The sequence below is a fragment of the Streptomyces sp. NBC_00328 genome, assembly GCF_036139655.1.
Taxonomy (GTDB): Bacteria; Actinomycetota; Actinomycetes; order Streptomycetales; family Streptomycetaceae; genus Streptomyces.
Genome location: NZ_CP108013.1, coordinates 5,946,733 through 5,968,073, shown reverse-complemented (window position 1 = coordinate 5,968,073; position 21,341 = coordinate 5,946,733). Strand labels below are relative to the sequence as shown.

Annotated in this window: 17 protein-coding genes; 8 read left to right on the top strand and 9 right to left on the bottom strand. The window is 71.7% G+C overall.

The window, feature by feature from the left end; translation table 11 throughout:
- Positions 1-5: 5 nt before the first annotated feature.
- Positions 6-968 (top strand): tellurite resistance/C4-dicarboxylate transporter family protein, encoded by a 963-nt coding sequence (locus tag OG485_RS26285; RefSeq protein ID WP_328674650.1) that lies wholly within the window; start codon positions 6-8, stop codon positions 966-968.
- Between the two features lie 695 nt (positions 969-1,663).
- Positions 1,664-2,776, top strand: a complete 1,113-nt coding sequence (locus tag OG485_RS26280) for a C40 family peptidase (RefSeq protein WP_328670998.1) — start codon at positions 1,664-1,666, stop codon at positions 2,774-2,776.
- Between the two features lie 85 nt (positions 2,777-2,861).
- Here the strand turns inward: OG485_RS26280 and OG485_RS26275 are convergent, their stop codons facing one another.
- On the bottom strand, positions 2,862-3,626 hold the full coding sequence (locus OG485_RS26275; RefSeq protein WP_328670997.1) for a response regulator transcription factor: 765 nt from the start codon (positions 3,624-3,626) through the stop codon (positions 2,862-2,864).
- A complete protein-coding gene (locus tag OG485_RS26270; protein ID WP_328449114.1) occupies positions 3,623-4,948 on the bottom strand; it encodes an ATP-binding protein in 1,326 nt (441 codons plus the stop codon). The genes OG485_RS26275 and OG485_RS26270 overlap by 4 nt, the downstream gene beginning before the upstream one ends.
- Positions 4,949-5,088: 140 nt before the next feature.
- Between OG485_RS26270 and OG485_RS26265 the strand changes: the two genes are divergently transcribed.
- Entirely contained in the window at positions 5,089-6,474 is a 1,386-nt protein-coding gene (locus tag OG485_RS26265) for a PspC domain-containing protein (RefSeq protein WP_328670996.1), read from the top strand.
- On the top strand, positions 6,461-6,685 hold the full coding sequence (locus tag OG485_RS26260) for a hypothetical protein (RefSeq protein WP_328670995.1): 225 nt from the start codon (positions 6,461-6,463) through the stop codon (positions 6,683-6,685). The genes OG485_RS26265 and OG485_RS26260 overlap by 14 nt, the downstream gene beginning before the upstream one ends.
- Positions 6,686-6,749: 64 nt before the next feature.
- Here OG485_RS26260 and OG485_RS26255 read toward each other — a convergent pair whose 3' ends face one another.
- Both OG485_RS26255 and OG485_RS26250 read right to left on the bottom strand, forming a co-directional pair.
- The gene (locus tag OG485_RS26255) at positions 6,750-7,274 is read right to left on the bottom strand and encodes a DoxX family protein (RefSeq protein ID WP_328670994.1); all 525 of its coding nucleotides are present in this window, start codon (positions 7,272-7,274) and stop codon (positions 6,750-6,752) included.
- Between the two features lie 426 nt (positions 7,275-7,700).
- The gene (locus tag OG485_RS26250; protein WP_328670993.1) at positions 7,701-8,996 is read right to left on the bottom strand and encodes a hypothetical protein; all 1,296 of its coding nucleotides are present in this window, start codon (positions 8,994-8,996) and stop codon (positions 7,701-7,703) included.
- 267 nt (positions 8,997-9,263) lie between these two features.
- Here OG485_RS26250 and OG485_RS26245 point away from each other — a divergent pair, with 267 nt between their 5' ends.
- Complete coding sequence (locus tag OG485_RS26245; RefSeq protein WP_328670992.1) at positions 9,264-10,169, top strand: DUF4429 domain-containing protein; 906 nt, start codon at positions 9,264-9,266, stop codon at positions 10,167-10,169.
- A gap of 43 nt (positions 10,170-10,212) precedes the next feature.
- Here the strand turns inward: OG485_RS26245 and OG485_RS26240 are convergent, their stop codons facing one another.
- Positions 10,213-11,007, bottom strand: a complete 795-nt coding sequence (locus OG485_RS26240; protein WP_328670991.1) for a class II aldolase/adducin family protein — start codon at positions 11,005-11,007, stop codon at positions 10,213-10,215.
- A 154-nt stretch (positions 11,008-11,161) separates the two neighbouring features.
- Here OG485_RS26240 and OG485_RS26235 point away from each other — a divergent pair, with 154 nt between their 5' ends.
- The gene (locus OG485_RS26235; protein ID WP_328670990.1) at positions 11,162-11,632 is read left to right on the top strand and encodes a pyridoxamine 5'-phosphate oxidase family protein; all 471 of its coding nucleotides are present in this window, start codon (positions 11,162-11,164) and stop codon (positions 11,630-11,632) included.
- A gap of 40 nt (positions 11,633-11,672) precedes the next feature.
- Here OG485_RS26235 and guaA read toward each other — a convergent pair whose 3' ends face one another.
- Positions 11,673-13,253 (bottom strand): glutamine-hydrolyzing GMP synthase, encoded by a 1,581-nt coding sequence (gene guaA, locus OG485_RS26230; protein WP_328670989.1) that lies wholly within the window; start codon positions 13,251-13,253, stop codon positions 11,673-11,675.
- A gap of 375 nt (positions 13,254-13,628) precedes the next feature.
- Between guaA and OG485_RS26225 the strand changes: the two genes are divergently transcribed.
- Together OG485_RS26225 and OG485_RS26220 are read left to right on the top strand one after the other, a co-directional pair.
- Positions 13,629-13,913, top strand: coding sequence for a chorismate mutase (locus tag OG485_RS26225; RefSeq protein WP_328670988.1), 285 nt, complete (start codon positions 13,629-13,631; stop codon positions 13,911-13,913).
- A gap of 749 nt (positions 13,914-14,662) precedes the next feature.
- On the top strand, positions 14,663-15,652 hold the full coding sequence (locus OG485_RS26220; RefSeq protein WP_328670987.1) for an LAETG motif-containing sortase-dependent surface protein: 990 nt from the start codon (positions 14,663-14,665) through the stop codon (positions 15,650-15,652).
- Positions 15,653-15,789: 137 nt separating this feature from the next.
- Here OG485_RS26220 and OG485_RS26215 read toward each other — a convergent pair whose 3' ends face one another.
- The 3 genes from OG485_RS26215 to OG485_RS26205 form a co-directional block, all read right to left on the bottom strand.
- Entirely contained in the window at positions 15,790-17,604 is a 1,815-nt protein-coding gene (locus tag OG485_RS26215) for a GMC family oxidoreductase (RefSeq protein WP_328670986.1), read from the bottom strand.
- An 83-nt stretch (positions 17,605-17,687) separates the two neighbouring features.
- Positions 17,688-19,376: a succinic semialdehyde dehydrogenase gene (locus OG485_RS26210; RefSeq protein WP_328670985.1), complete on the bottom strand. Its 1,689-nt coding sequence runs from the start codon at positions 19,374-19,376 to the stop codon at positions 17,688-17,690.
- Between the two features lie 145 nt (positions 19,377-19,521).
- Positions 19,522-21,297 carry a serine/threonine-protein kinase gene (locus OG485_RS26205; RefSeq protein ID WP_328670984.1) on the bottom strand — a complete coding sequence of 592 codons (1,776 nt, stop codon included), beginning with the start codon at positions 21,295-21,297 and terminating at the stop codon, positions 19,522-19,524.
- Positions 21,298-21,341: the final 44 nt, after the last annotated feature.

Below are 21,341 nucleotides of genomic sequence, written 5' to 3'. Positions count from 1 at the left end.
CGGACATGCCGGACAGCACCTCGCTCCGCGCCCGGCGGGCGGGGTGGGCGGCCACCGCCGGAACCGCCGTCATGGCCACCGGCATCATCTCGATCGGGCTGCACCTGACCGGCCACGAGACCCTCTCCCGGATCGCGCTGGTCCTCGCGTCGCTCGCCTGGGCCGGGCTCGCCGCGGACCTCGCGGTCCGGCTGGTGGGCGACCGGGAGCGGTGGGCGCGGCAGGCCGGCACACCCGCCGGGCTCGACGCGGTCGCGGCGACCACCGTGCTCGGCACCCGGTTCTCCGCACTGGGGTGGCACGAGCTCGCCGAAGCCCTGCTCGCGCTGTCGGCCGTGCTCTGGCCGGTTCTGCTGTGGGCCGTCCTGCGTCGTCTGCGGCGCCGTATGCCGGGCGAGGTGTTCCTCGTCTGCGTGGCCACCCAGGGGCTCTCGGTCCTCGCGGCCACGATCGCCACCGCCGTGGGCCCGGACTGGCTCGCGCACACCGCGCTGGTGCTGTTCTGGCTGGGGATCGGGCTCTACGTGCTCTCGTTCGCCTGCTTCGACCTGGGCGAGGTGAGGAAGGGCGCAGGGGACCACTGGATCGCGGCCGGCGCGCTGGGCATCTCGGCACTGGCCGGGGCGGGACTCGTCGCGGCGCACCACGTGGATCCGTACCTGTGGAACAACGACGACCAGGGCGTCCTGCGCGATACGACGGGCGCTCTGCTCGCGCTCGACCTCGCCTGCTACTTCCTTCTGGCCGTCGCGGAGGTGGTGTGGCCGCGCCCGCGGTACGACGTCCGGCGCTGGGCCACCGTCTTCCCGATGGGGATGTCGGCGGTGGCGGCCCTCGCGGTCGCGGCCGCCCTCGACGTCTTCTGGCTCAAGGGGCCGGGACAGGTGCTGCTGTGGATCGCGGTGGCGGCCTGGCTCGCGGCGGCCGCGGGCGCCGCTCTCGCCTTCAGGTCCACCGTGCGGGGGTGACGGTGCCCCTCAGGTCCACCGCGCGGGGGTGACGCGGCCGTCGGTCCGCCCCGTGCCGAGCGGACGCCGGTCAGGGCCGCCCTCGACCCCGGCGAACGGGACCGCCTCGGCCGGTCAGGTCCACAGGCCGACGAAGAGATGGATGAGTACGTCCATGGGGCCGGAGCCTAATTGCACCCCCTGAGGCCCTCCCGGCCGGGCCCCCATTCCCACCAGGCACCCTTGACCCACCCCTGCCCGCCGACCACCCTCCCCTCCCGGGGGCCCCGCCCGTTCCCCGGGCCGTCCCGCCCCACCGGCCCCCGTCACGCTCCGGCCCCGATCTGCACTCCCTCGCCACCGGACCATCACGCGTCAGCCATAGCACCGGCACCGCGCGGGCCGTCCGGGAATCGCCGCTTCGGTCATCACCCTGCGTGAAGTCGTGACGTACGACCGGAATCTTGGTCACATTTGGTCTCTCGGCGATCCAATAGCGATAGTTCCATACATAGCGTTACCAACAGCTCGCTCCCAGGTTTAGCGTCCTTCACCAGGTGACCGGCTCCCCACCACCGTCCGGGCCAGGGACGGCAGTCGGACACCACCGCCGAGAAGGTCCGGCGGCGGCCCGCTCCCCCTGTGTGAGCCGCCGCCGGACGTGTCACCGCTTGACCGCACCTCAAGGGCGGTCGCACGGAAGGATGTGGGCCCTCGTGGCAGCGCACCGCAAGGCCAGACAGCGCTCGGTCGGCGGAAACACGGCCCGCACAGCAGTCACCATCGCCCTCGCGGGCGCGGCGACGGCCACCGGCTTCGACGGGGTCGGGCACGCCGACCCCCAGTTGTCCGCGGCGCAGGTGAAGGCAAGGGTCGACAAGCTGTACGAGGAGGCGGAGGCCGCCACCCAGAAGTACGACGGCGCCAAGGAGAAGGCCGGCGAGGCGGAGGCGAACCTGAGCAAGCTCCGCGACGAGGCGGCCCGCCGGGAGGACCGGCTCAACTCGGCCCGGGAAGCGCTGGGTTCGATGGCCGCGGCGCAGTACCGCAGCGGTGGGCTCGACCCCGTGGTGCAACTCGCGCTCTCCGACCGCCCCGACCAGTATCTGGAGGGGGCCGCGCTCGCCGAGCGGGTCGGCACCCGGCAGTCGGCGAAGATCGCCGGGGTACGCAAACAGCTCCGTGAGCTCGAGCAGTTGCGTGGGGCGGCGCACATCGAACTGGCGGCCCTCAAGTCGCGGCAGACCGAGCTGAAGCAGCACAAGAAGACGGTCAACGAGAAGCTCGGCGCGGCCCGCCGGCTGCTCGACCGCCTCACTCCGCAACAGCGCACGCAGTACGCGAAGCGAGGCGGCGCGGGTGACCAGCAGCATGCCTCGCGCGACGCCTCCCGCGATCCGGCCCCCGTCGCGGCGTCGGGAGCCTCCGGCACGTCAGGTGCCGCCGGAGCGGGCAGCGCGGGCACCGCGGCGGCGCCCAACTCCCGGGCGGCGGCCGCCGTCGCCTACGCCTACGCGAAGCTCGGCAGCCCCTACGTCTGGGGCGCCACCGGCCCCGACGCGTTCGACTGTTCGGGGCTCGCCCAGGCCGCGTACCGATCGGCGGGCGTCTCCCTGCCCCGCACGACGTACTCCCAGATCAACGTCGGCAGGCGGGTCGCCCTGTCCGAACTCCAGCCCGGCGACCTGGTGTTCTTCTACTCGGGCATCACCCACGTGGGCATCTACGTCGGCAACGGCCAGATGATCCACGCGCCGAATCCGTCGGCGCCGGTGCGGGTGGCGCCGATCACGGAGATGCCCTTCGCCGGAGCGGCGCGGGTCGCGTGATCGCCTGAGCGGCGAGGCCGCGGGCCCCGGGCCGTCCGTCGCCCGGGGCTTCCGCCCGTCCCGATACCAGCCGGGTCGGACCGCGTCAGACCAGCCGCCTCGCCGTCGCCCAGCGGGTCAGCTCGTGGCGGTTCGAGAGCTGGAGTTTGCGCAGGACCGCGGAGACATGCGACTCGACCGTCTTGACGGAGATGAAGAGCTGCTTGGCGATCTCCTTGTAGGCGTACCCCCGGGCGATGAGCCGCAGGACCTCGCGTTCGCGCTGGGTGAGACGGTCCATGTCCTCGTCGACGGGCGGGGCGTCGGTGGAGGCGAAGGCGTCGAGGACGAATCCGGCGAGGCGCGGGGAGAAGACCGCGTCACCGTCCTGGACGCGGAAGACGGAGTCCACGAGATCCGTGCCGGTGATCGTCTTGGTGACGTACCCCCGGGCGCCGCCACGGATCACGCCGATCACGTCCTCCGCGGCGTCCGACACGGACAGCGCGAGGAAACGGACCGGCTGCTCGGCGTCGGCCATCAACGGGGCGCAGCGGCGCAGCACTTCGACACCGCCGCCGCCGGGAAGGTGGACGTCGAGGAGGACGACCTCGGGGCGGGTGGCCGTGATGACCGTGACCGCCTGGTCGACGTCCGCGGCCTCGCCGACCACTTCGACGCCGGTCCGCCCGGTCTCCCCGATCTCGGCCTGGACCCCCGTACGGAACATGCGGTGGTCGTCCACGAGCACCACGCGCACCCGGCGCCCGCCCTCGGCGCCTGCCGCGGGGGCGGCGCCCGCGGATGCGGCGGCACCGGAGGCCTCCGCGGCCGAACCGCCGGACTCCACAGGCTCGTTCGTGTCGCTCATGACGTTTTCTCCACCCTCTCCATCTCCAGTTCGACCTCCGTGCCGCCGTCCGGCACCGCGCGCAGTCGCGCCGTGCCGCCGTTGCGCTCCATACGGCCGATGATCGATTCTCTGACGCCCATGCGGTCGGCGGGTATCGCGTCGAGGTCGAAGCCGGGGCCGCGGTCGCGGACGGACACGAAGACCGTCCTGCCCTCGACTTCGGCGTAGACCTGCACGGCGCCGCCCTCGCCACCGTACTTGGCCGCGTTCACCATCGCTTCCCTCGCCGCCTGCATCTGCGCGGTCAGCCGGTCGTCGAGCGGGCAGTCGCCCACGACGACGACCTCGATGGGGACGCCGTGCTTGTCCTCGACCTCGGCCGCGTGACCGCGGACCGCCTCCGCGAGGGTGGCGGGCTCCTCGTCCTCGTCCTTGCCGCTGCCGTCCGGCTTGTAGAGCCAGGCCCGCAGATCGCGCTCCTGGGCGCGGGCGAGGCGCCGCACCTCGTTCGCGTTCTCCGCGTTGCGCTGGATCAGGGTCAGGGTGTGCAGCACGGAGTCGTGGACGTGGGCGGCGACTTCGGCCCGTTCCTGCGCGCGGATGCGCATCAGGCGCTCCTCGGAGAGGTCCTGGGTCATCCGGATCAGATAGGGGCCGGCGAGCAGCGCGATGCCGACGAGGACCGCGAGCGCCGCCTGCAGCACCGAGCCGAGGTGGGCCGCGGAGCCCTGGAGGACGAAGATCCCGGAGACGCCGGCGGTGACGAGCAGCACGCCCGCCGCGGACCGCAGCAGCGAGAGCGTGCGGCGACGGCGGCCGACCTCCGCCCAGCGGGCGCGGCGCGCGTTGTCCGCCTGACGCCAGACCAGGGCGACTCCCGCGCCGACGAGGACCGTCGGCCACAGATACGCCTTCGTGCCGCCGCCGAGGTTCACGTTGCCGACGAAGACCATGGCCACGACGACCATGAGGAGAAGCGCGACGATCTGGCCCTTGTCCGGCTTGCGGGCCACCAGTCTGCGCCGGCCGTCGGGCGAGGTCTCGGTGGTGAACGCCGGCGTGCGGCCGGAGCCGACGCCGCCGACGCCGAGGGGCACGAAGAACCAGAACGCGGCATACAGGAGCGCGCCCAGCCCGTCCGCCATGAACAGTCCGACGAACACCAGCCGCACCCAGACCACGGGCAGCCCGAGATGTCCGGCGAGCCCTCGCGCGACGCCCCCGAGCCAGCGTCCGTCGCTGCTCCGGTAGAGCTTGCGCGGGGGCCGCGGGTCGTCTGCGGGCATGGCTGCGGCTTCCGGCATGCCATCGATCGTCACACGCCCGGCGTACCGGAGCATCAGGGTCGGCCCCCGAAACTCCCCTGATCTTCAGGAATCGCCGTTCGAACAGTCCCCGTCCTCCCCTCCGGGCGGATATCAGGGTTCGGCCAGGGTCATCCCGACTGCCGCCGCGCCGTCCCGCCCGTCACCATGGACGCATGACAGATCAGCAGCACGCGGCGGCGGGGCCGGATCCCGGCACCGCTCCGGGTGACGAGCCGCGCGCCCACGGGGAAGCGGCCGCGGCACGGCCGGCGGACTCCGGCGCCGACCCGTCCTCCGGGCTGCCGCGCGGGTTCCGGCGCGACCGTCGGCAGAAGATGCTCGGCGGGGTGTGCGCCGGGCTCGGCCGGCAGTGCGACATGGACCCGGTGATCTTCCGCATCGTGCTCGCGGTGCTCGCCGCGACCGGCGGCATCGGCCTCATCTTCTACGGCTTCGCCTGGCTCTTCGTCCCGTACGACGACGAGGAGGAGGAGAACGAGGTCCGCAAGCTGCTCACCGGCCGGGTCGACGGCCCCGCGCTGACCGCCGTGCTCTTCGCGCTGGTCGGCTGCGGAGTGTTCCTGTCCATGCTCAAGAACGGCAGCGTGCTGACGTTCGCCGTCGTCCTGTCCCTGCTGCTGGCGGGCGCGGGCTACTGGTCGCGGAACCGGGGCGCCGCCGACCCGGACCCCCTGGCCGCGCAGGCCGCCGCCGACGCCCCGCCGGAGGCGAAGGCCCCGCCCGTCCCCGACTCCTATCCCTCCTGGTGGCGCGAACCGATCGTCAAGGACGGTTCGCACGTCGGCGGCACCGGCTATATGTGGGGTCCCTCGGAGACCCCGGACCGCGACGTCGCGGCCGCGCTCGACATCGCCCGCGGCACCTCCCGCGCCGTCCCGCGCACGGAACGGGAGCGCGGGCAGCGCGGCCCTCGTCCCATAGGCGGCCGTGTCTTCCTGCTCGCCCTCCTGGCGGGCGGCCTGACCACGGGCTTGAAGTGGCACGACCGGTCGCTCGGCACCAGCCTCCAGGCCGGACTCGCCGCCGCGCTCATCGTGTTCGGCCTGGGGATCGCCGTGAGCTCGTTCCGCGGTCGCACGGGCGCGGGAACGGTCTTCCTGGCGGTGATCACGGCCGGGCTCCTCGCGGCCTCCTCGGCCCTGCCGAAGGACATCGACACGCACTGGGTGCGGACGGAATGGGCGCCGGCGACCGCGGCCGACGTCCGGGCGGGCTACGACCTGGGCACGGGCGTGGGCACCCTCGACCTCAGCCGGGTCGACCTCGCCGGGGGACAGACGGTGAGGACGAACGCCGAGGTGGGCGCGGGCCGGCTGAAGGTGATCGTCCCCAAGGACGCGACCGTGCGGCTGACCGTCGAGGTGGGCGTCGGAGACATCCAGCTGCCGGGTGACGACAAGAAGGACGTGGACGTGGAACCGGGCAAGCACCAGCAGGTGACCCTGCGGCCGGCGACGGGCGGCAAGGACGGCGGCACCTTCGACCTCGACCTCCAGGTCGGACTCGGCCAGGCGGAGGTGGCCCGTGCCACGTCATGAGTTCCAGCCGGGAAAGCTGGTGGTGGGCCTCTTCCTCACCGCCGGGGGCATCGCCTACGCCGGAGACGCGGGCGGCTGGTGGGAAACCGAGTGGTTCGCCATCATCCCCGTCGTTGTCGTCGGCCTCTGTCTGGCGGGCGCCGTGGCGTCCGTGAACCACGCCGTCCGCAGACGCCGGGCGAACCGGAGGCCGCGGAGCGTGAACTCCTAGGACCCTGAACCACCGGGAGCGACGTGTTCCCGCCCGCACCCGGTGGTCGGACCGTCGCCGGGCCTCAGTAGCCGGACTGTGGCCGGCGTCGGCGCCTGATCACGGCGTCCAGTGACCAGTAGGACGCGCCGGCCAGGACGAGGGGTGTCCAGCAGAACAGGTACGGGAGGTCGTTGCCGAAGTAGTACGGGTCGGAGGCCCAGCTCACGGTCAGCCACAGGCTGAGCGAGATGAGCGCGCCGCCGAACGCGGCGAGGCGGGCCAGCAAGCCGATCAGGGTGCCTATGCCGACGGCCAGCTCACCGAACGCGATGGCGTAGCCGAAGCCGACGGGGTTCTTCAGGGACAGGTCGACGAGGGCCGGTATGGCGGAGGAGTCACGCACCGTGCGCATCATGTCGCCGATCGAGCCCGATCCGGAGGCCTTCATGAAGGCGCTGTCCGTCAGTTTGTCGAGGCCCGCGTAGATGAAGGTGACGCCCAGGAAGATCCGCAGTGGCAGCAGGGCGTAGTGGGTCGCGGTCTCCCGCCAGTCCCGCCGCTCCCCCGGATACCGGGTGTGAGTATCCGTCCGCATACCGTGAGTCATCGCTCTCCGCCACCTCTCACCCGCGTGCCGTTGGCCACTCAAGAGACCATACGTACGAATCGGTTCCCCGACTCAGCCGACGGAACCTTTTCCGGCCCCTACCTCTCGAAATGCCCCGGCACAGCCACAGGCGCCTTTCGCCCCCTCCGCCCCTACCCGTCCCATACCTGGGGCTCCGCCCCAGACCCCGCTCCTCAAACGCCGGAGGGGCTGAAACTTCCCCGACCGGGGCTGAAACCCGGACCGGCCACCACGACGCACCCGCAGCCGGCCACGCACGGAAGGGGCCGTGCCGGTACATCGATGCCCGTCGCCACCGACGGCCACGCCTCATCCAACGGCGACGGGCTGATGCACCGGCACGGCCCCGACCCCCACCGGCAGAACCCGGCACCGACACCCGCAAACGCCAGCGCAAGCGACCCCTCAGTCGGTCACGTCGATCTCGTACCGGTTCGTCTCCACCCCCGCCGCGGTGACCACCTGCACCTCCACCCGCCCCGGTTCCACATCCACCGGCACAGGCACCGTCAGCACGGCGTCCGTGGGATTGCTGAACCCCCCGGACACCGGGACCAACGGCACATGCACATGCACCGCCCCGATCCGCACGACCATCCGTGACAGCCGGTCCGCGGTCTGAGCCCCGGGCGGCACGAACCCGGCGCCCCGGATCTCGATGTCGTCCCCGGTGCGAATGGGAGCGTCCAGATCGCCCGCCTCACGGGACCGGACCACGGAGAGGATCACCGGCCGCCCGCCCTCGGCGTACTTCCCGGCGATATAGGTCGCGGCCGACACCAGCACCAACAGGGCCAGCCCCCACGGCAGATCGGGCAGCTGCGACGGCCGCCGAGCCAGCCGCACCGCCGCGAAGACGAGAGCGACCCCGCTGATCACGACGTACTGGATGTCGGCGAAACCGCCCCGCCCGGAGTCGTCGGTCAGCAGGTCCGCGGCCCGCGGCCGGTCCGCGCGGACCTTCTGCAGCCGCTGCCCGAGCACCCTCAGCCCGACCACCCGCCGCACCAGCACGGCGACCCCGCAGACCACCGCGACGACGGTCACGACACCGGCGGCCCGGGCGAGTTCGAGCCCGGCGATGAGTTCGTCCCGGCGGCCGTGCGCGGAGGCCGCCGCGAGCTGCCCCACCAGCACGAGCACCGCGTACACCACGAGCAGCACCCAGCCTGCGGCCACCGCGCGGGAGGTGGAGAGCCGGTTGTCCTCGCCGATGACCGGCGCGAGAGCCCCGCCCCGCGTCCGGTGCAGCCAGGCCGCCCCGGTCAGGAGTCCGGCCAGCACGACCGCGGCGAGCAGCCCCGCCGTCCGCGCCGCCGTCCAGCCTGCTCCGATCGCGGTGAGCGCCTGCACGAGCAGGAGGACGACGACGGAGGACCAGACGGTGGACGCGGTGTACCGCCACAGCCGGCCCAGCCATGCCTCGCCCTCGAGGCGGCCGCGTTCGGCGACGAGGTCCGCGGACTGGGTGAGCTCGTCGGACACCCACTGCCGGGACGCCGAGGCGGAGTGCGCGACACCGGCGGGCAGCCCCTGCCCGGCCGCCAGCGCGTCGCGCTTGGCGAGGAACGCGGCGACGGCCCGCCGGTGCCCCGTACGCGCCCCGTGCGGGCAGTCCCCGCACGTGCAGCCGCCCTCGTGGCCCCCCTGTCCCCCGCCCTGCTCCGCGCCCGGACCGCCACCGGGGCCACCGCTGCGCACGGTGCCCGATCCCGACCCCGGCCCGGCACCGTGCCCCGCACCGTGTCTCGCCTCCTGCACCGCCACGCTCACTGCCGCCTTCCCGCGCCAGAAAAAACTCCGTACAGCCGGTATGTCACGAACGCCCGGCTGCCGCCCGCCCGCCCCGGCAACTCTCTTGTGACGACAGCGAATTGTGCCGTACGGAACACCGCACGCACGCGTCAGGTCGGCTCAGCGCGGGCGAAACCAGCGACCCCTTGTTGACCCGACTGCGAGAATTCGTCCATGGCCGAGATCATCCAGCGCGACGGAACCTGGGCCTTCGACGGCAGCACGGTCAGGATCACGCCGGGACTGCACCGAACCGTACCGCTGTTCCGGCAGACGTACGGGGAGATCGCCGTTCCTCTGGAGGCGGTGTCGGGTGTCGTCCACGAACCCGAACGCAAGCGCGGCCGCCTTCGGTTGCGCCTTCGCGAGGGCGCCGACCCGCTGCTCCAGGCGACCGGGGGCCGGCTGCCCGAGGCGGCGGACCCCTACAACCTGTCGGTCGGCAGGGACCGTTCCGGTGTGGCCGCGTACGTGGCCGAGGAGATCCGCCGCGCGCTGCTCCTGGACCAGGTCCCCAAGGAACCGGCGACGACGTACCTGCTCGCGGGGCCGCCCGTCCCGGTGTCCGTCCGGTCCAGCGACGGCACGGTCTCCTTCGACGGGACGCGGGTACGCATCGACTGGGCGGACACCTCGGACCGGGTCAAGCGGGCGACAGGGCCCCGGATCATCGACCTGGGCGACCTCGTCCGGGTCGAATGGCTGCCCAACTCCGGTTACGGGGACGGTTTCCTGCGTTTCGTGACGGGCGAGGCGGCCCTCTGCGAACTGCCGCCCGAGAAGGACCCGTACGCCCTCGACCTGTGGGGCAGCACCCGCCGCGACCTGCTCACCGCGCTGGTCGCCACCGCGGTCACGGCCCGGCTGCCGCATCCCTCCACCCGCACGGGAGCGTACGCGGAGCGGCCCCGGCCGGCGCCGGTGGTGCCGGTGGCCTCGGTGGTACCGGCGCAGTCCGGCCATCACGACGTACTGCTGCGCCGGCTGCGGGAGTTGGGCGAACTGCACCGCGACGGCGTCCTGACGGACGAGGAGTTCGCCCTGACGAAGGCGGCCGTCCTGCGGGGTTTCCAGCCCTGACCTCCAGGGCCGCCCACCCCAGGGCTCCCACTCCAGGGCCTCGCTAGCTGAGAAGGTCGGGTTCGCTGCGGCTGATGTCCTGCCACAGCGGCTGGTAGTTGATCCACGCCACCAGATCGCCGCCGAGCTGTTCGCGGGTGGCGACCGCCTGCTTGTGGTCGATGAGGAAGGGCCGGCCCGCGGCCTTCGCGGTGAGCTGGACCTGGCTCGACCGCTCCATGGACAGGAACCACCAGGCCGCCGCGTCCACCGAGTCCCCGACGGTCAGCAGCCCGTGGTTGCGCAGCACCAGCGCCTTGCGGCTGCCCAGAGCGGACGCGATCCTGCGGCCTTCCTCGGCGTCGACATTGACCCCGGTGTAGGCGTCGTACAGAGCGTGGTCCTCGTAGAAGGCACAGCTCTCCTGGGTGATCGGGTCGAGCAGGTCGCCGAGGGCGGACAGGGCACGGCCGTGCACGGAGTGGCAGTGGGCGACGGCGACGACGTCGGGGCGGGCCGCGTGGACCTGGGAGTGCACGGTGAACGCGGCCTGGTTCACGTGGTAGCGGCCCTCGATCACCTGGCCCTCCCCGTTGACCATGACCAGGTCGCCGACGGTGACGTGCTTGAACGGCATGCCGAACGGATTGACCCAGAAGCAGTCGCTGTACTCCGGGTCGCGTGCCGTGATGTGTCCCGAGACGCCGTCCTCGAAGCCGAGCCGTCCGAACAGCCGCAGCGCGCCGGCCAGCCGCTCCTTGCGGTGCCGCCGTTCGTCGTCCGTCGACTCGTGCATCGGCGGCATGGCGAAGCGGAGCTGGTCGGTGGGGCGGGGCAGCGGCGGAGTGGGCCCGTGCATATGTCCTCCAGCACTGGCGTGTTCGGTACGAGCGGAAGTTACCCGGGGTCAGCGCAGGAGAACAGGGGTGTTCCGTGAGAGAAAAATGTGGAACGCCGAGGGACACAGGCGATACCCGACAGGAGACGTCGGGTATACGCGGCAGACTCGCCGCATGAACTGGGCAGCACTCTCCACCGCCGAACCGGACCTCGCCAACACCGTCGAACAGCGCTTCGGCGCCTTCACCCACCACGTCCTCGCGACCCTCCGCAAGGACGGCTCGCCCCGCACCTCCGGCATCGAAGTGCGCTTCCTGGACGGCGAGCTGTGGCTCGGCATGATGCCGGACTCCCTCAAGGCGCTCGACCTGCGCCGCGACCCGCGCTTCGCGCTCCAGGCCAACCCCGGGGCCGGTACCGGCATGGGCGGCGGCGACGTACGGATCAGCGGGCGGGCGGTCGAGGTGGGCGACGGCGTCCCCGCCAAGGCCGCGTACGTGAAAGAGGTGGAACCGCCGGAGCCGTTCCACCTCTTCCGCACCGAGCTGACGGAGGTCACACGGACCTGTGTCGAGGACGACACCTATCTGGTCGTCCAGGTCTGGAAGCCCGGCGCGCCGGTGCGCACGCTCAAGCGGACCTGAGGGGAAGGGTCACTCCCCCTGGGGACTCCCCGGGAGGGGACTACTCCCACTCGATGGTGCCCGGGGGCTTGCTCGTCACGTCGAGCACGACGCGGTTGACGTCCGCGACCTCGTTCGTGATCCGGGTCGAGATCTTCGCCAGGACGTCGTACGGCAGCCGCGACCAGTCGGCCGTCATGGCGTCCTCGCTGGACACCGGACGCAGGACGATCGGGTGGCCGTACGTGCGGCCGTCGCCCTGGACGCCCACGCTGCGCACGTCGGCGAGCAGGACGACCGGGCACTGCCAGATCTCACGGTCGAGACCGGCGGCGGTCAGCTCCTCGCGGGCGATGGCGTCGGCGGCACGGAGCAGGTCGAGACGCTCCTTGGTCACCTCGCCGACGATCCGGATGCCGAGGCCGGGGCCGGGGAACGGCTGGCGCTGGACGATCTCGTCCGGCAGGCCGAGTTCCTGTCCGACCATCCGGACCTCGTCCTTGAACAGCTGGCGCAGCGGCTCGACGAGCTGGAACTCCAGGTCCTCGGGGAGACCGCCCACGTTGTGGTGGGACTTGATGTTGGCGGTGCCGGTGCCGCCGCCGGACTCGACCACGTCCGGGTAGAGCGTGCCCTGGACCAGGAACGCGACGTCCTCGCCCTCGGCTGCCTCGGCGATGATCTCCGCCTGGGCCTGCTCGAAGACGCGGATGAACTCGCGCCCGATGATCTTCCGCTTCTCCTCGGGGTCCGAGACGCCCTTGAGCGCGGTGAGGAAGCGCTCCTCCGCGTCCACGACCTTGAGCTGGACGCCGGTCGCGGCGACGAAGTCCTTCTCGACCTGCTCGGTCTCGCCCTGGCGCATCAGACCGTGGTCGACGTACACACAGGTGAGCTGGGAGCCGATGGCCTTCTGGACGAGGGCCGCGGCGACCGCGGAGTCCACTCCGCCGGACAGACCGCAGATCGCGCGCTTGGTGCCGACCTGCTCGCGGATGAGGGCGACCTGCTCGTCGATGACGTTGCCGGTGGTCCAGGTCGGGGTGATGCCCGCGCCGCGGTACAGGAAGTGCTCCAGGACCTGCTGGCCGTGCGTGGAGTGCATGACCTCGGGGTGGTACTGGACGCCGTAGAGCTTCTTCTCGTCGTTCTCGAAGGCGGCGACCGGGACCACGTCCGTGGAGGCCGTGACGGTGAAGCCCTCGGGGGCGGCGGAGCAGGCGTCGCCGTGCGACATCCACACCGGCTGCTCGTCCGGGGTGCCTTCGAACAGGGTGGAGCCGGACTTCGAGACGTGCAGCGGCGTACGGCCGTACTCGCGGGCGCCGGTGTTGTCGACCGTGCCGCCGAGGGTGGTCGCCATCAGCTGGAAGCCGTAGCACATGCCGAAGACGGGGACGCCCGCCTCGAAGAGCTCGCGGTCCAGGCGCGGGGCGCCCTCCGCGTACACCGACGAGGGGCCGCCGGAGAGGATGATCGCGGCCGGGTTCTTGGCGAGCATCTCCTGGACCGGCATGGTGCTCGGCACGATCTCGCTGTAGACCCGGGCCTCACGGACGCGACGGGCGATGAGCTGGGCGTACTGCGCACCGAAGTCGACGACCAGGACGGTGTCGGGGGCGGCGGGGGACGCTTCTGGCACGGTCTGCCTTCCGGCGGTGAGCAAAAGGGTGTGTACGGCCGATTCTACCGGGGGCCGCGGCGGGCCCGGCGCCCGCGGGGTTTCGGGGGCCGCGGCGCCCCGCGCCCGCGGGGTTTCGGACGCCGGTTTCGGACGCCGGGTCTCACCATCCGAGCCGTCTTGGCCGGCGCCGCCGCGGGCGTGCATACTGCCGTCATGCTCACGCAGACGACCTTCCTGTTTACCTATGGCAACCGGCCCACCGGCTGCCATGGTCGTGCTGCTTGAGCAACTGACAAGCGACTTCCCAGGCGCCCCGGGCCGACAAGGCCCGGGGCGTCTGCCGTTTCCGGGCCCTGCCGCTCCGGGGCACCCCTTCCACCGAGGAGCCCCACCATGGCCGACGTACTCGACAAGACCGGCGCCCGCACCGACGCGGCCGCCGATGTGATCACCGGTGCCCGTGAGCGCATCGATGCCCTGGACGACCGGATCATCGGTCTCGTGCAGGAACGGATGGCCGTATCGGCCGTGATCCAGGAGGCCCGGATCACGTCCGGCGGCCGCCGGGTGAACCTCTCCCGCGAGATGGAGGTCCTCGGCCACTACCGGGACGCGCTCGGCAAGCCGGGCACCTCGCTGGCCATGACCCTGCTCGAACTGTGCCGCGGCCGGATCTGAGACCCGCACCCGGCGTACGCACGTACGCATTCCCTCTCACCCGTACGGCGCGTATCCGGGGTACCGCGGACTTCGTTTCTTCTGGTGTCCGTGTCAGCCAGGGGCGGGCCCGAAAGAACCACGCGTGGCTTCACTGGAGCGATGAGACGCACGGATCGTGCCGTGCGTCGTGGGACCTCGCTCCAGGTCGTGTGACCGGACGGCAGGGGACAGCAGCCCGGTCACTCAAGAGAACGGTCGGCCCCGGGGACGCCCGGGGCCGTCCGACGGAACCTGTTCAGACCGTCGTCACGTGCGCGCCCTCGTGCGCCGCAGCGCGGACCGGCGGCCACTCCCGTCGAGCGGCGGCGCGACCCCCGACGCCGCTTCGAGGCACCGGTGCCTCCCTGACGCCGGTGCTGCCGTGAAGAAGGGCCCCGCGGACACGTGTCCGCGGGGCCCTTCGCCGTGCCCGGGGCGCGGACGCCGGAGCGCGGAGACGTCAGTGCGGGAAACCTGCCGCTCCGTCACCCTGCGCGCCCGGGCGGACGGTTGCCTCTCCAGGCGTCTCGAAACGGACGGGCGCGAGCCGCACGCCGATGTGACCCAGCCCACATAAGAATTCCGTGAGGTACAGGACAACCATTCCCGGACCCGGCCGGTCTCACCTGCAGAACCAACGGTCACATCCGTGTTCACACGCGGAGGACCATCCACAAACTCCATATTCGCGCCGCGAGTTCACGGCGCACAGGATCACCGAGGTCTTCATGAAGCTTCGCCGTGCCATGGCCACTGCGGCCGCGACGGCTGTCATAGCACCGCTCGCGTTGCTGTCGGTCGCGCCGGCCGCGTTCGCGGAAGAAAGCCCGTCCCCGAGCCCGAGCGTGTCCGAGTCGACAACCGAGTCGGCGTCACCGAGCCAGAGCGCGTCGGCCGGGCCGACGGACCCGGCGTCGGCCTCCGCGTCCGCCGCTTCCTCCTCCACTTCCGCGTCGGCGCCCGCGCCGAGCACCTCCACCTCGGCGTCGGCGCCCGCGCCGAGCGTCTCCGCGTCGGAGTCCGACCCGGAGGAGTCCCCCGAGCCCGAGCCCTCCGACTGCTCGGACTCCAAGGTCCAGGTCTCCATCAACGGCCTGCCCGGCAAGATCGCGGCGGGCAGCGGATGGCACAAGTTCTCCCTGGACGTCCTGAACAACTCCGACTCCACCCTGACTGACCTCGGCTTCTTCGCGGGCGCGTCGCCCGACAAGAACGGCGAGGACATGTTCAAGAGCAAGCAGGTCCAGCTCCAGGCGTACAACCCGGACGACAAGGTCTGGGAGAACGTCGACTCCGAGGGTGACGCGGTCGGCTTCGTCGGCTACACCGACGAGCTCAAGCCCGACTACGAGGTCGACATCCCGCTCCGCATCAACGTGAAGTCCAGCGCCCCGGTCGGCGCCGGCTTCTCCCTCGGCGCCAGCATCTACGGTGACGCCGACTCGGAGTGCGTCGGCTACGGCGAGGTCGCCTACAAGTTCCAGATCGTCGCGGCCGGCACGGACACCGACGGCACCAAGCCGCAGGGCGGCGGCAAGGTTCCGGTCTCGGACAAGCCGGCCGACAAGAGCAACACGCCTTCGGTCGACGGCAGCCTCGCCGAGACAGGCTCCAGCTCCGCGCTGCCGATGATCGGCCTCGCCGGCGGTATCGCCGTCGTCGCCGGTGCCGGTGCGCTGGTCGTCGTCCGTCGCCGCAAGGCCGGCGCGAGCGCGTAACACCACGGCACGGCACGACTGACGCGGTCGTCGGTCACATACGAAGAGAAGGACCTGCGCTCGGAGGGGGGCGCAGGTCCTTCTCTTCGCTGTACGGGTCGGCGGCCGGGTCCCGGCTCACGGGGCCGGGCCCCGGACTACGGCTTCGGCTTCGGCGGCATCGCCGGGATGCCCAGGAACGGCAGCCGCAGCGCGCCGAACGCGTCCGCGGGAACGACGGGACGCCCCGGCTCCACCGCCTTGAGACGCTCGTACGAGGCTCCCGGCGCCGGACGCGGATCGGCCTCGCCCTTGTTGGGCCAGAACGACATGGCCCGCTCGGCCTGCGCGGTGATGGTGAGCGACGGGTTGACACCGAGGTTCGCGGAGACGGCGGCGCCGTCGACCACGGAGATGCCGGGGTGGCCGTAGAGCCGGTGGTAGGGATCGATGACACCCTCCTCGGCACCGGCGCCGATCGGACAGCCGCCGAGGAAGTGCGCGGTCAGCGGGGTGCCCATCAGCTCGCCGACGTTGCTGCCCGGGAAGCCGTTGATCTCCTCGGCGAGGACGGAGGCGGCGCGCGAAGCGGCCTCGATCTGCTTGGGGTTGGGCGCGCCGTGTCCCTGGCGTGCCGTCAACAGCCCCTTGCCCGCGCCCTTGGGCTTGAGATACGTCGTCAGGGAGTTGTCGAGCGACTGCATCACCAGCCCGATGATGGTGTGTTCGGACCAGCGGCGGTTGGAGAGCGACCGGAGCGTCAGCAGCGGATGCCGGGCCGCGTTGACGAGCCACCCGGCCACCCTCGACGAGCCCTCGGCGTAGGGGACTTGGAGGATGGACATGCCGCCCATGGCGTTGGAGCCCTTGCCGTAGCGCACGGGTTCGATGTGGGTGTTCTCGTCCGGGTGGATCGAGGACGTGATGGCCACACCCTGGGTGAAGTCGGCCCTGGGTGTCCCGTGCGCCTTGCGGTAGCGGCGGTCGTCAGTCTGCGCGCCCACCAGGGCCTCGGAGTTGGTGCGGGTCAGCTCGCCCAGCCTCTTCGACAGGTACGGGAGCTGACCGCCGGCCTTCATGCGGTGCAGCAGCGTCTGGGTGCCGTAGGTGCCGGCCGCGAGCACGACCCGGCGCGCGGTGAACGTCCGCCCCCGGCCCTTGCGCCGGTCGTCCGTCGGGAGGGTCTGGACGGCGTAGCCGCCCCGCGAGTCGTCGGTGACGGACACGACGGTCGTCATGGGATGGACGACGGCACCCGCCTTCTCGGCGAGGTGGAGATAGTTCTCGTTGAGGGTGTTCTTGGCGCCGTGGCGGCAGCCGGTCATGCACTCGCCGCATTCGGTGCAGGCCTTGCGCGAGGGCCCGACGCCCCCGAAGTACGGGTCGGCGACCTCCTCGCCGGGCTTGGCACCGGCGGAGCCGTCCGCGTCCTGTCCGTCGCCGAAGAAGACGCCGACCGGCGCCATGTGGAAGGTGTCGCCGACCCCCATCCGCTCCGCGGCGGCCTTGAGGTGGACGTCCGACGGGGTCATGGTCGGGTTGAGCCGCACACCCAGCATGCGCCGGGCCTGGTCGTAGTACGGCTTCAGCTCCTCCTCCCAGTCGGTGATGTCCTTCCACTGCGGGTCCTCGAAGAACGGCTTCGGCGGTACGTAGAGGGTGTTGGCGTAGTTGAGCGAACCGCCGCCCACGCCCGCGCCCGCCAGCACCATCACATTGCCCAGCAGATGGATGCGCTGGATTCCGTACATGCCGAGCCGCGGGGCCCAGAGGTAGTTCCTGATGTCCCAGGAGTTCTTGGGGAGCGTGTCGCGGGTGAAGCGCCGGCCGGCTTCGAGGACACCCACGCGGTACCCCTTCTCCGTCAGCCGCAGGGCGGTGACGGAGCCGCCGAAGCCGGAGCCGACGACGACGACGTCGTAGTCGTACGTTCCCTCGTCCGGCTGTTCCTGGACAGAGCTCTCCTGTGACACGTGCCGCTCTCCTCGTCGAGACCGTTTGAGAACTGTTTGAGAACCGTGGACCGTTGGCGAGGACCCGCGAAGGGCGCCGGCCCCTACCGCAGGCGGATCGCCTTCATCAGCTTCAGGCTCCGGCTCATGAACGCCGCGTACTTCTCGTCGTCCATGCCCAGGGACGGCGCCATCGGCAGCAGTCTCTGGTGGGCGACGGTCTGCGCCTCGGTGTACTTGAGGATGCCCTCGGAGCCGTGCCGGCGGCCGAGGCCCGAGTCCTTCATGCCGCCCATGGGCGACTGGACGCTGCCGTACGCGGGCGCGTACCCCTCGTTGACGTTCACCGTGCCGGTCCGCAGCCGGGCCGCGATCGCGCGACCGCGCCGGCCGTCCTTCGTCCAGACGGAGGAGTTGAGGCCGTACGAGGTGGAGTTGGCGCGCTCGACGACCTCGTCCTCGGTCGTGAACCGGTAGAGGGAGACGACGGGTCCGAACGTCTCCTCGGCGCAGACGGCCATCGGGGCCTCGACTCCGTCGAGGATCGTGGGCTCGTAGAAGTACGGGCCGATGTCGGGCCGGGCCACACCGCCCGCGACGACCCTGGCCCCCTTGGCGACGGCTTCCTCGACGTGCCGCGTCACGGTCTCCAGCTGCCGCTCCCCGACCAGGGAGCCCATGTCCGCGCCGTACGCGAGGGACGTGCCGAGCCGTATGGCCCTGGTCCGGGCGGCGAACCGCTCGGTGAACGCGTCGGCTATGGACTCGTGGACGTACAACCGCTCGATGGAGATGCAGAGTTGGCCCGCGGAGGAGAAGCAGGCGCGGACGGCGCCGGCGGCGGCCTTGTCGAGGTCGGCATCCTCCAGGACCACCATGGCGTTCTTGCCGCCGAGTTCGAGGGAGACGCCGACGAGACGGGCGGCCGCGCCCTGCGCGACCTCGCGGCCGGTCCGGGTCGATCCCGTGAAGGAGACGTAGTCGGCGTGCCTGACGACCTCGGGTCCGACGACCGGCCCGTCGCCGATGACGACCTGGAAGATCTCGGCGGGCAGCCCGGCCTCGACGAGCAGGTCACGCGCCCACAGGGCGGTGAGGCAGGTCTCGGTGTCGGGCTTCATGACGACCGCGTTGCCCGCGACGAAGGCCGGCAGCGCGTCGCCGACCGACAGCTCCAGCGGGTAGTTCCAGGGCGCGATCTGCCCGACGACACCGCGCGGGTGACGCAGCTCGGTGACCTTGGTGAGGGTGGGCATCGCGCCCGCGTGGCGCTTGGGACGCAGATAGGAAGGTGCCTTGAGGCCGTAGTGCCGCGCGGCGACCAGGACGGCCTGGACCTCTTCGTGGGCGTGCAGCCGGGCCTTGCCGGTCTCCAGCTGGATGAGGTCCAGCACCTCGGCCTGCCGGGCGAGCACGAGGTCGTGGAAGCGGAGCAGGACGGCGGCGCGCCGCCGTACCGGAGTGGCCGCCCACGCGCCCTGTGCGGCACGGGCCCGCTCGAAGGCCTTCTCGACGTCCTCGGGGGTGGACTCGGGCACGTCGGCGAGCTTCTCGCCGGTGAACGGCGTGTGGTTGGCGGTCCGCCCTGAACCGGTCACGCCCTTGGTGAGCTGCGCGACGAGCTCGGGGGTGACGACATCGGCGGCGGTACGCGCGCCGGCCGGGGCGGGGGCGAGGGGGTTGGTGCCGAGGGCGGCGGTCGCGGTGGCCGCGCCGGCCGTCGCGTCGGTACCGGCCGTCTCATCGGCGCCGGTGCTGTCCGTGGCCTGCTCCGCGGCCTGCGAGTCCGTCATGAGCCGCAGAGTATGCCCACGCGCCCCCTTTGGGTACCCGTCGGTAATGGCCTTTCACGGAGTGCTCACACACTGCCAGTGATCACTGGCAGTAAATGCGCTGATCAGGGGGTTGTCGGTCCGACGATCACCGATGGATCGGTTCTCACGGTTTGTCGAGGTCCAGGTTCGCGATCACCGCGTCGGCGACCTCACGGCCCCGCGCGGTGAAGTCGCCCTTGCCCGGATAGCTGATCGTGAGCTTGTACATGTCGCCCGCCTTCGACTTGTAGTAGAAGAGCCTGAGTTCGCGCGGGCGGGGGTGCTGTGTGTCGGTGCTCGTGTAGATCACCGTGTTCTCGGCGGACTCCCTGCCGTGGTACGTCGCCTTGGCGTCCGGGGTCGTCCTCGGACCTGGGGGCATACTCAGGTAGGGCGAACCGCTCGCCTTGAACCCGCCGTCCTCCGCGTACATTTCGGCCCTCGCCGAGTCCTTGATCTCCTTGTTGGTGTCTTCGGACTTCTTGTAGAGGTGCAGTTCGATCCAGAGGCTCCCGCTCCAGTCGGTGTACCCGACCCAGTGCCCCTGGTCCGACGTCCGGTCCGGCGTCTCCTTCTGGTAGTCGGCGGGCGCCACCAGCGTCGCGGCGACGTCGGCCACGTGCCGCTTCTTCCAGCCGTCCGGCAGGGGACCGGCGAACGGGTCCGCGATCACCACGTACGCCGTCGACGCGGCCGCGACGACCATGGCGGCGACCGATGCCACGAGGCCGATCAGGGCCTTGCGGCCGATACGGATGCCCCCGCCACCGGACGCCGGGTTTCCGTCCGGGCCCGCGATGCCCTCGATCCGCGCGACCTGCGTCGGCGCCGGGACGGGCGGCCGTACGGCCTCCTCCAGGAGGCGCCGGACCTCGGCCGCCGCGGGACGGTGGGACGGTTCCTTGGCGAGCAGGCCGTTGATCGCCTCCGTGAGCGGGGAACCCGCCGAGGCGGGCGCGGCCGGTGTCGCGTTGAGGACCGACTGGAGCGTGGCGGGCGTGTTGCTGCGCCGGAACGGTGAGACGCCCTCGGTGGCGGCGTAGAGCACCACGCCGAGCGACCAGAGGTCGGAGGCGGGCCCGGGGCGTACTCCCAGCACCCGCTCCGGGGCGATGTACTCGGGCGAGCCGACGAAGCCGCCGGTGTCCGTCAGGTTCGTGTCGCCCTCGATCCGGGCGATGCCGAAGTCGGTGAGCACGACGCGGTCGTGCGGCCCGAGGAGCACGTTGTCGGGCTTGACGTCACGGTGCAGGACGCCCGCCGCGTGCGCCGCCTCCAGGGCGCCGAGGACCTCCAGGCCGATGCGCGCGGCCTCGCGGCTGCCGAGGGTGCCCTCCCTGAGGGCGTCGCCGAGCGAGCGGCCCCGCACCAGCTCCATGACGATCCAGGGCTGCCCGTCCACGACGGCGACGTCGTGGACGTTCACGACGGCGGGATGGTCGAGCCGCGCCGCCGCGCGTGCCTCGCGCCGCATCCGCTCGTACGCGTTGGCCCGTTCACGCTCGGGAAGGTGGTCCGGGACCCGCGGTTCCTTGACGGCGACCTCGCGGTCCACGGTCTCGTCCCTGGCCCGCCACACCGTGCCCATGCCGCCGTGCCCCAGTTTGGCGAGCAGGCGGTAGCGTCCGGCGACGAGCCGGCCCGCCCCCGGTTCCCCCGAGGGCGCCGACGCCGAAGACCCCGCCCGGTCCGGGACGGTGACGTCGGGCGTGGCATAGGGATTGCCCGGGAACGGGACGGCGACCGGAACCTCCGGCTGCCGGACGTGCCCCTGGCCCTCCGGCGGCTGCCCCGGCACCGCGGTCCCCGGCTGCCGCTCCCGCGTCCCAGGTCTCGGTGGTTGCAGACTGAAACTCGTCGGCTCGTCTCCCCCGAGAGGGACTCCCCCGTCGTCGCTCATGCGTCCATCTGTATCGCGGCGGGCGCCACGTCATCCAGACTCTG

Excerpts from the sequence above, each read along its gene's own strand:
- OG485_RS26220 (WP_328670987.1), top strand. The coding sequence starts at position 14,663 with ATGAAGCTTCGCCGTGCCATGGCCACTGCGGCCGCGACGGCTGTCATA.
- OG485_RS26245 (WP_328670992.1), top strand. The coding sequence starts at position 9,264 with ATGGCCGAGATCATCCAGCGCGACGGAACCTGGGCCTTCGACGGCAGC.
- OG485_RS26255 (WP_328670994.1), bottom strand. The coding sequence starts at position 7,274 with ATGACTCACGGTATGCGGACGGATACTCACACCCGGTATCCGGGGGAG.
- OG485_RS26205 (WP_328670984.1), bottom strand. The coding sequence starts at position 21,297 with ATGAGCGACGACGGGGGAGTCCCTCTCGGGGGAGACGAGCCGACGAGT.
- OG485_RS26225 (WP_328670988.1), top strand. The coding sequence starts at position 13,629 with ATGGCCGACGTACTCGACAAGACCGGCGCCCGCACCGACGCGGCCGCC.
- OG485_RS26240 (WP_328670991.1), bottom strand. The coding sequence starts at position 11,007 with ATGCACGGGCCCACTCCGCCGCTGCCCCGCCCCACCGACCAGCTCCGC.
- OG485_RS26275 (WP_328670997.1), bottom strand. The coding sequence starts at position 3,626 with ATGAGCGACACGAACGAGCCTGTGGAGTCCGGCGGTTCGGCCGCGGAG.
- OG485_RS26210 (WP_328670985.1), bottom strand. The coding sequence starts at position 19,376 with ATGACGGACTCGCAGGCCGCGGAGCAGGCCACGGACAGCACCGGCGCC.
- OG485_RS26270 (WP_328449114.1), bottom strand. The coding sequence starts at position 4,948 with ATGCTCCGGTACGCCGGGCGTGTGACGATCGATGGCATGCCGGAAGCC.
- OG485_RS26285 (WP_328674650.1), top strand. The coding sequence starts at position 6 with ATGCCGGACAGCACCTCGCTCCGCGCCCGGCGGGCGGGGTGGGCGGCC.
- OG485_RS26235 (WP_328670990.1), top strand. The coding sequence starts at position 11,162 with ATGAACTGGGCAGCACTCTCCACCGCCGAACCGGACCTCGCCAACACC.
- OG485_RS26265 (WP_328670996.1), top strand. The coding sequence starts at position 5,089 with ATGACAGATCAGCAGCACGCGGCGGCGGGGCCGGATCCCGGCACCGCT.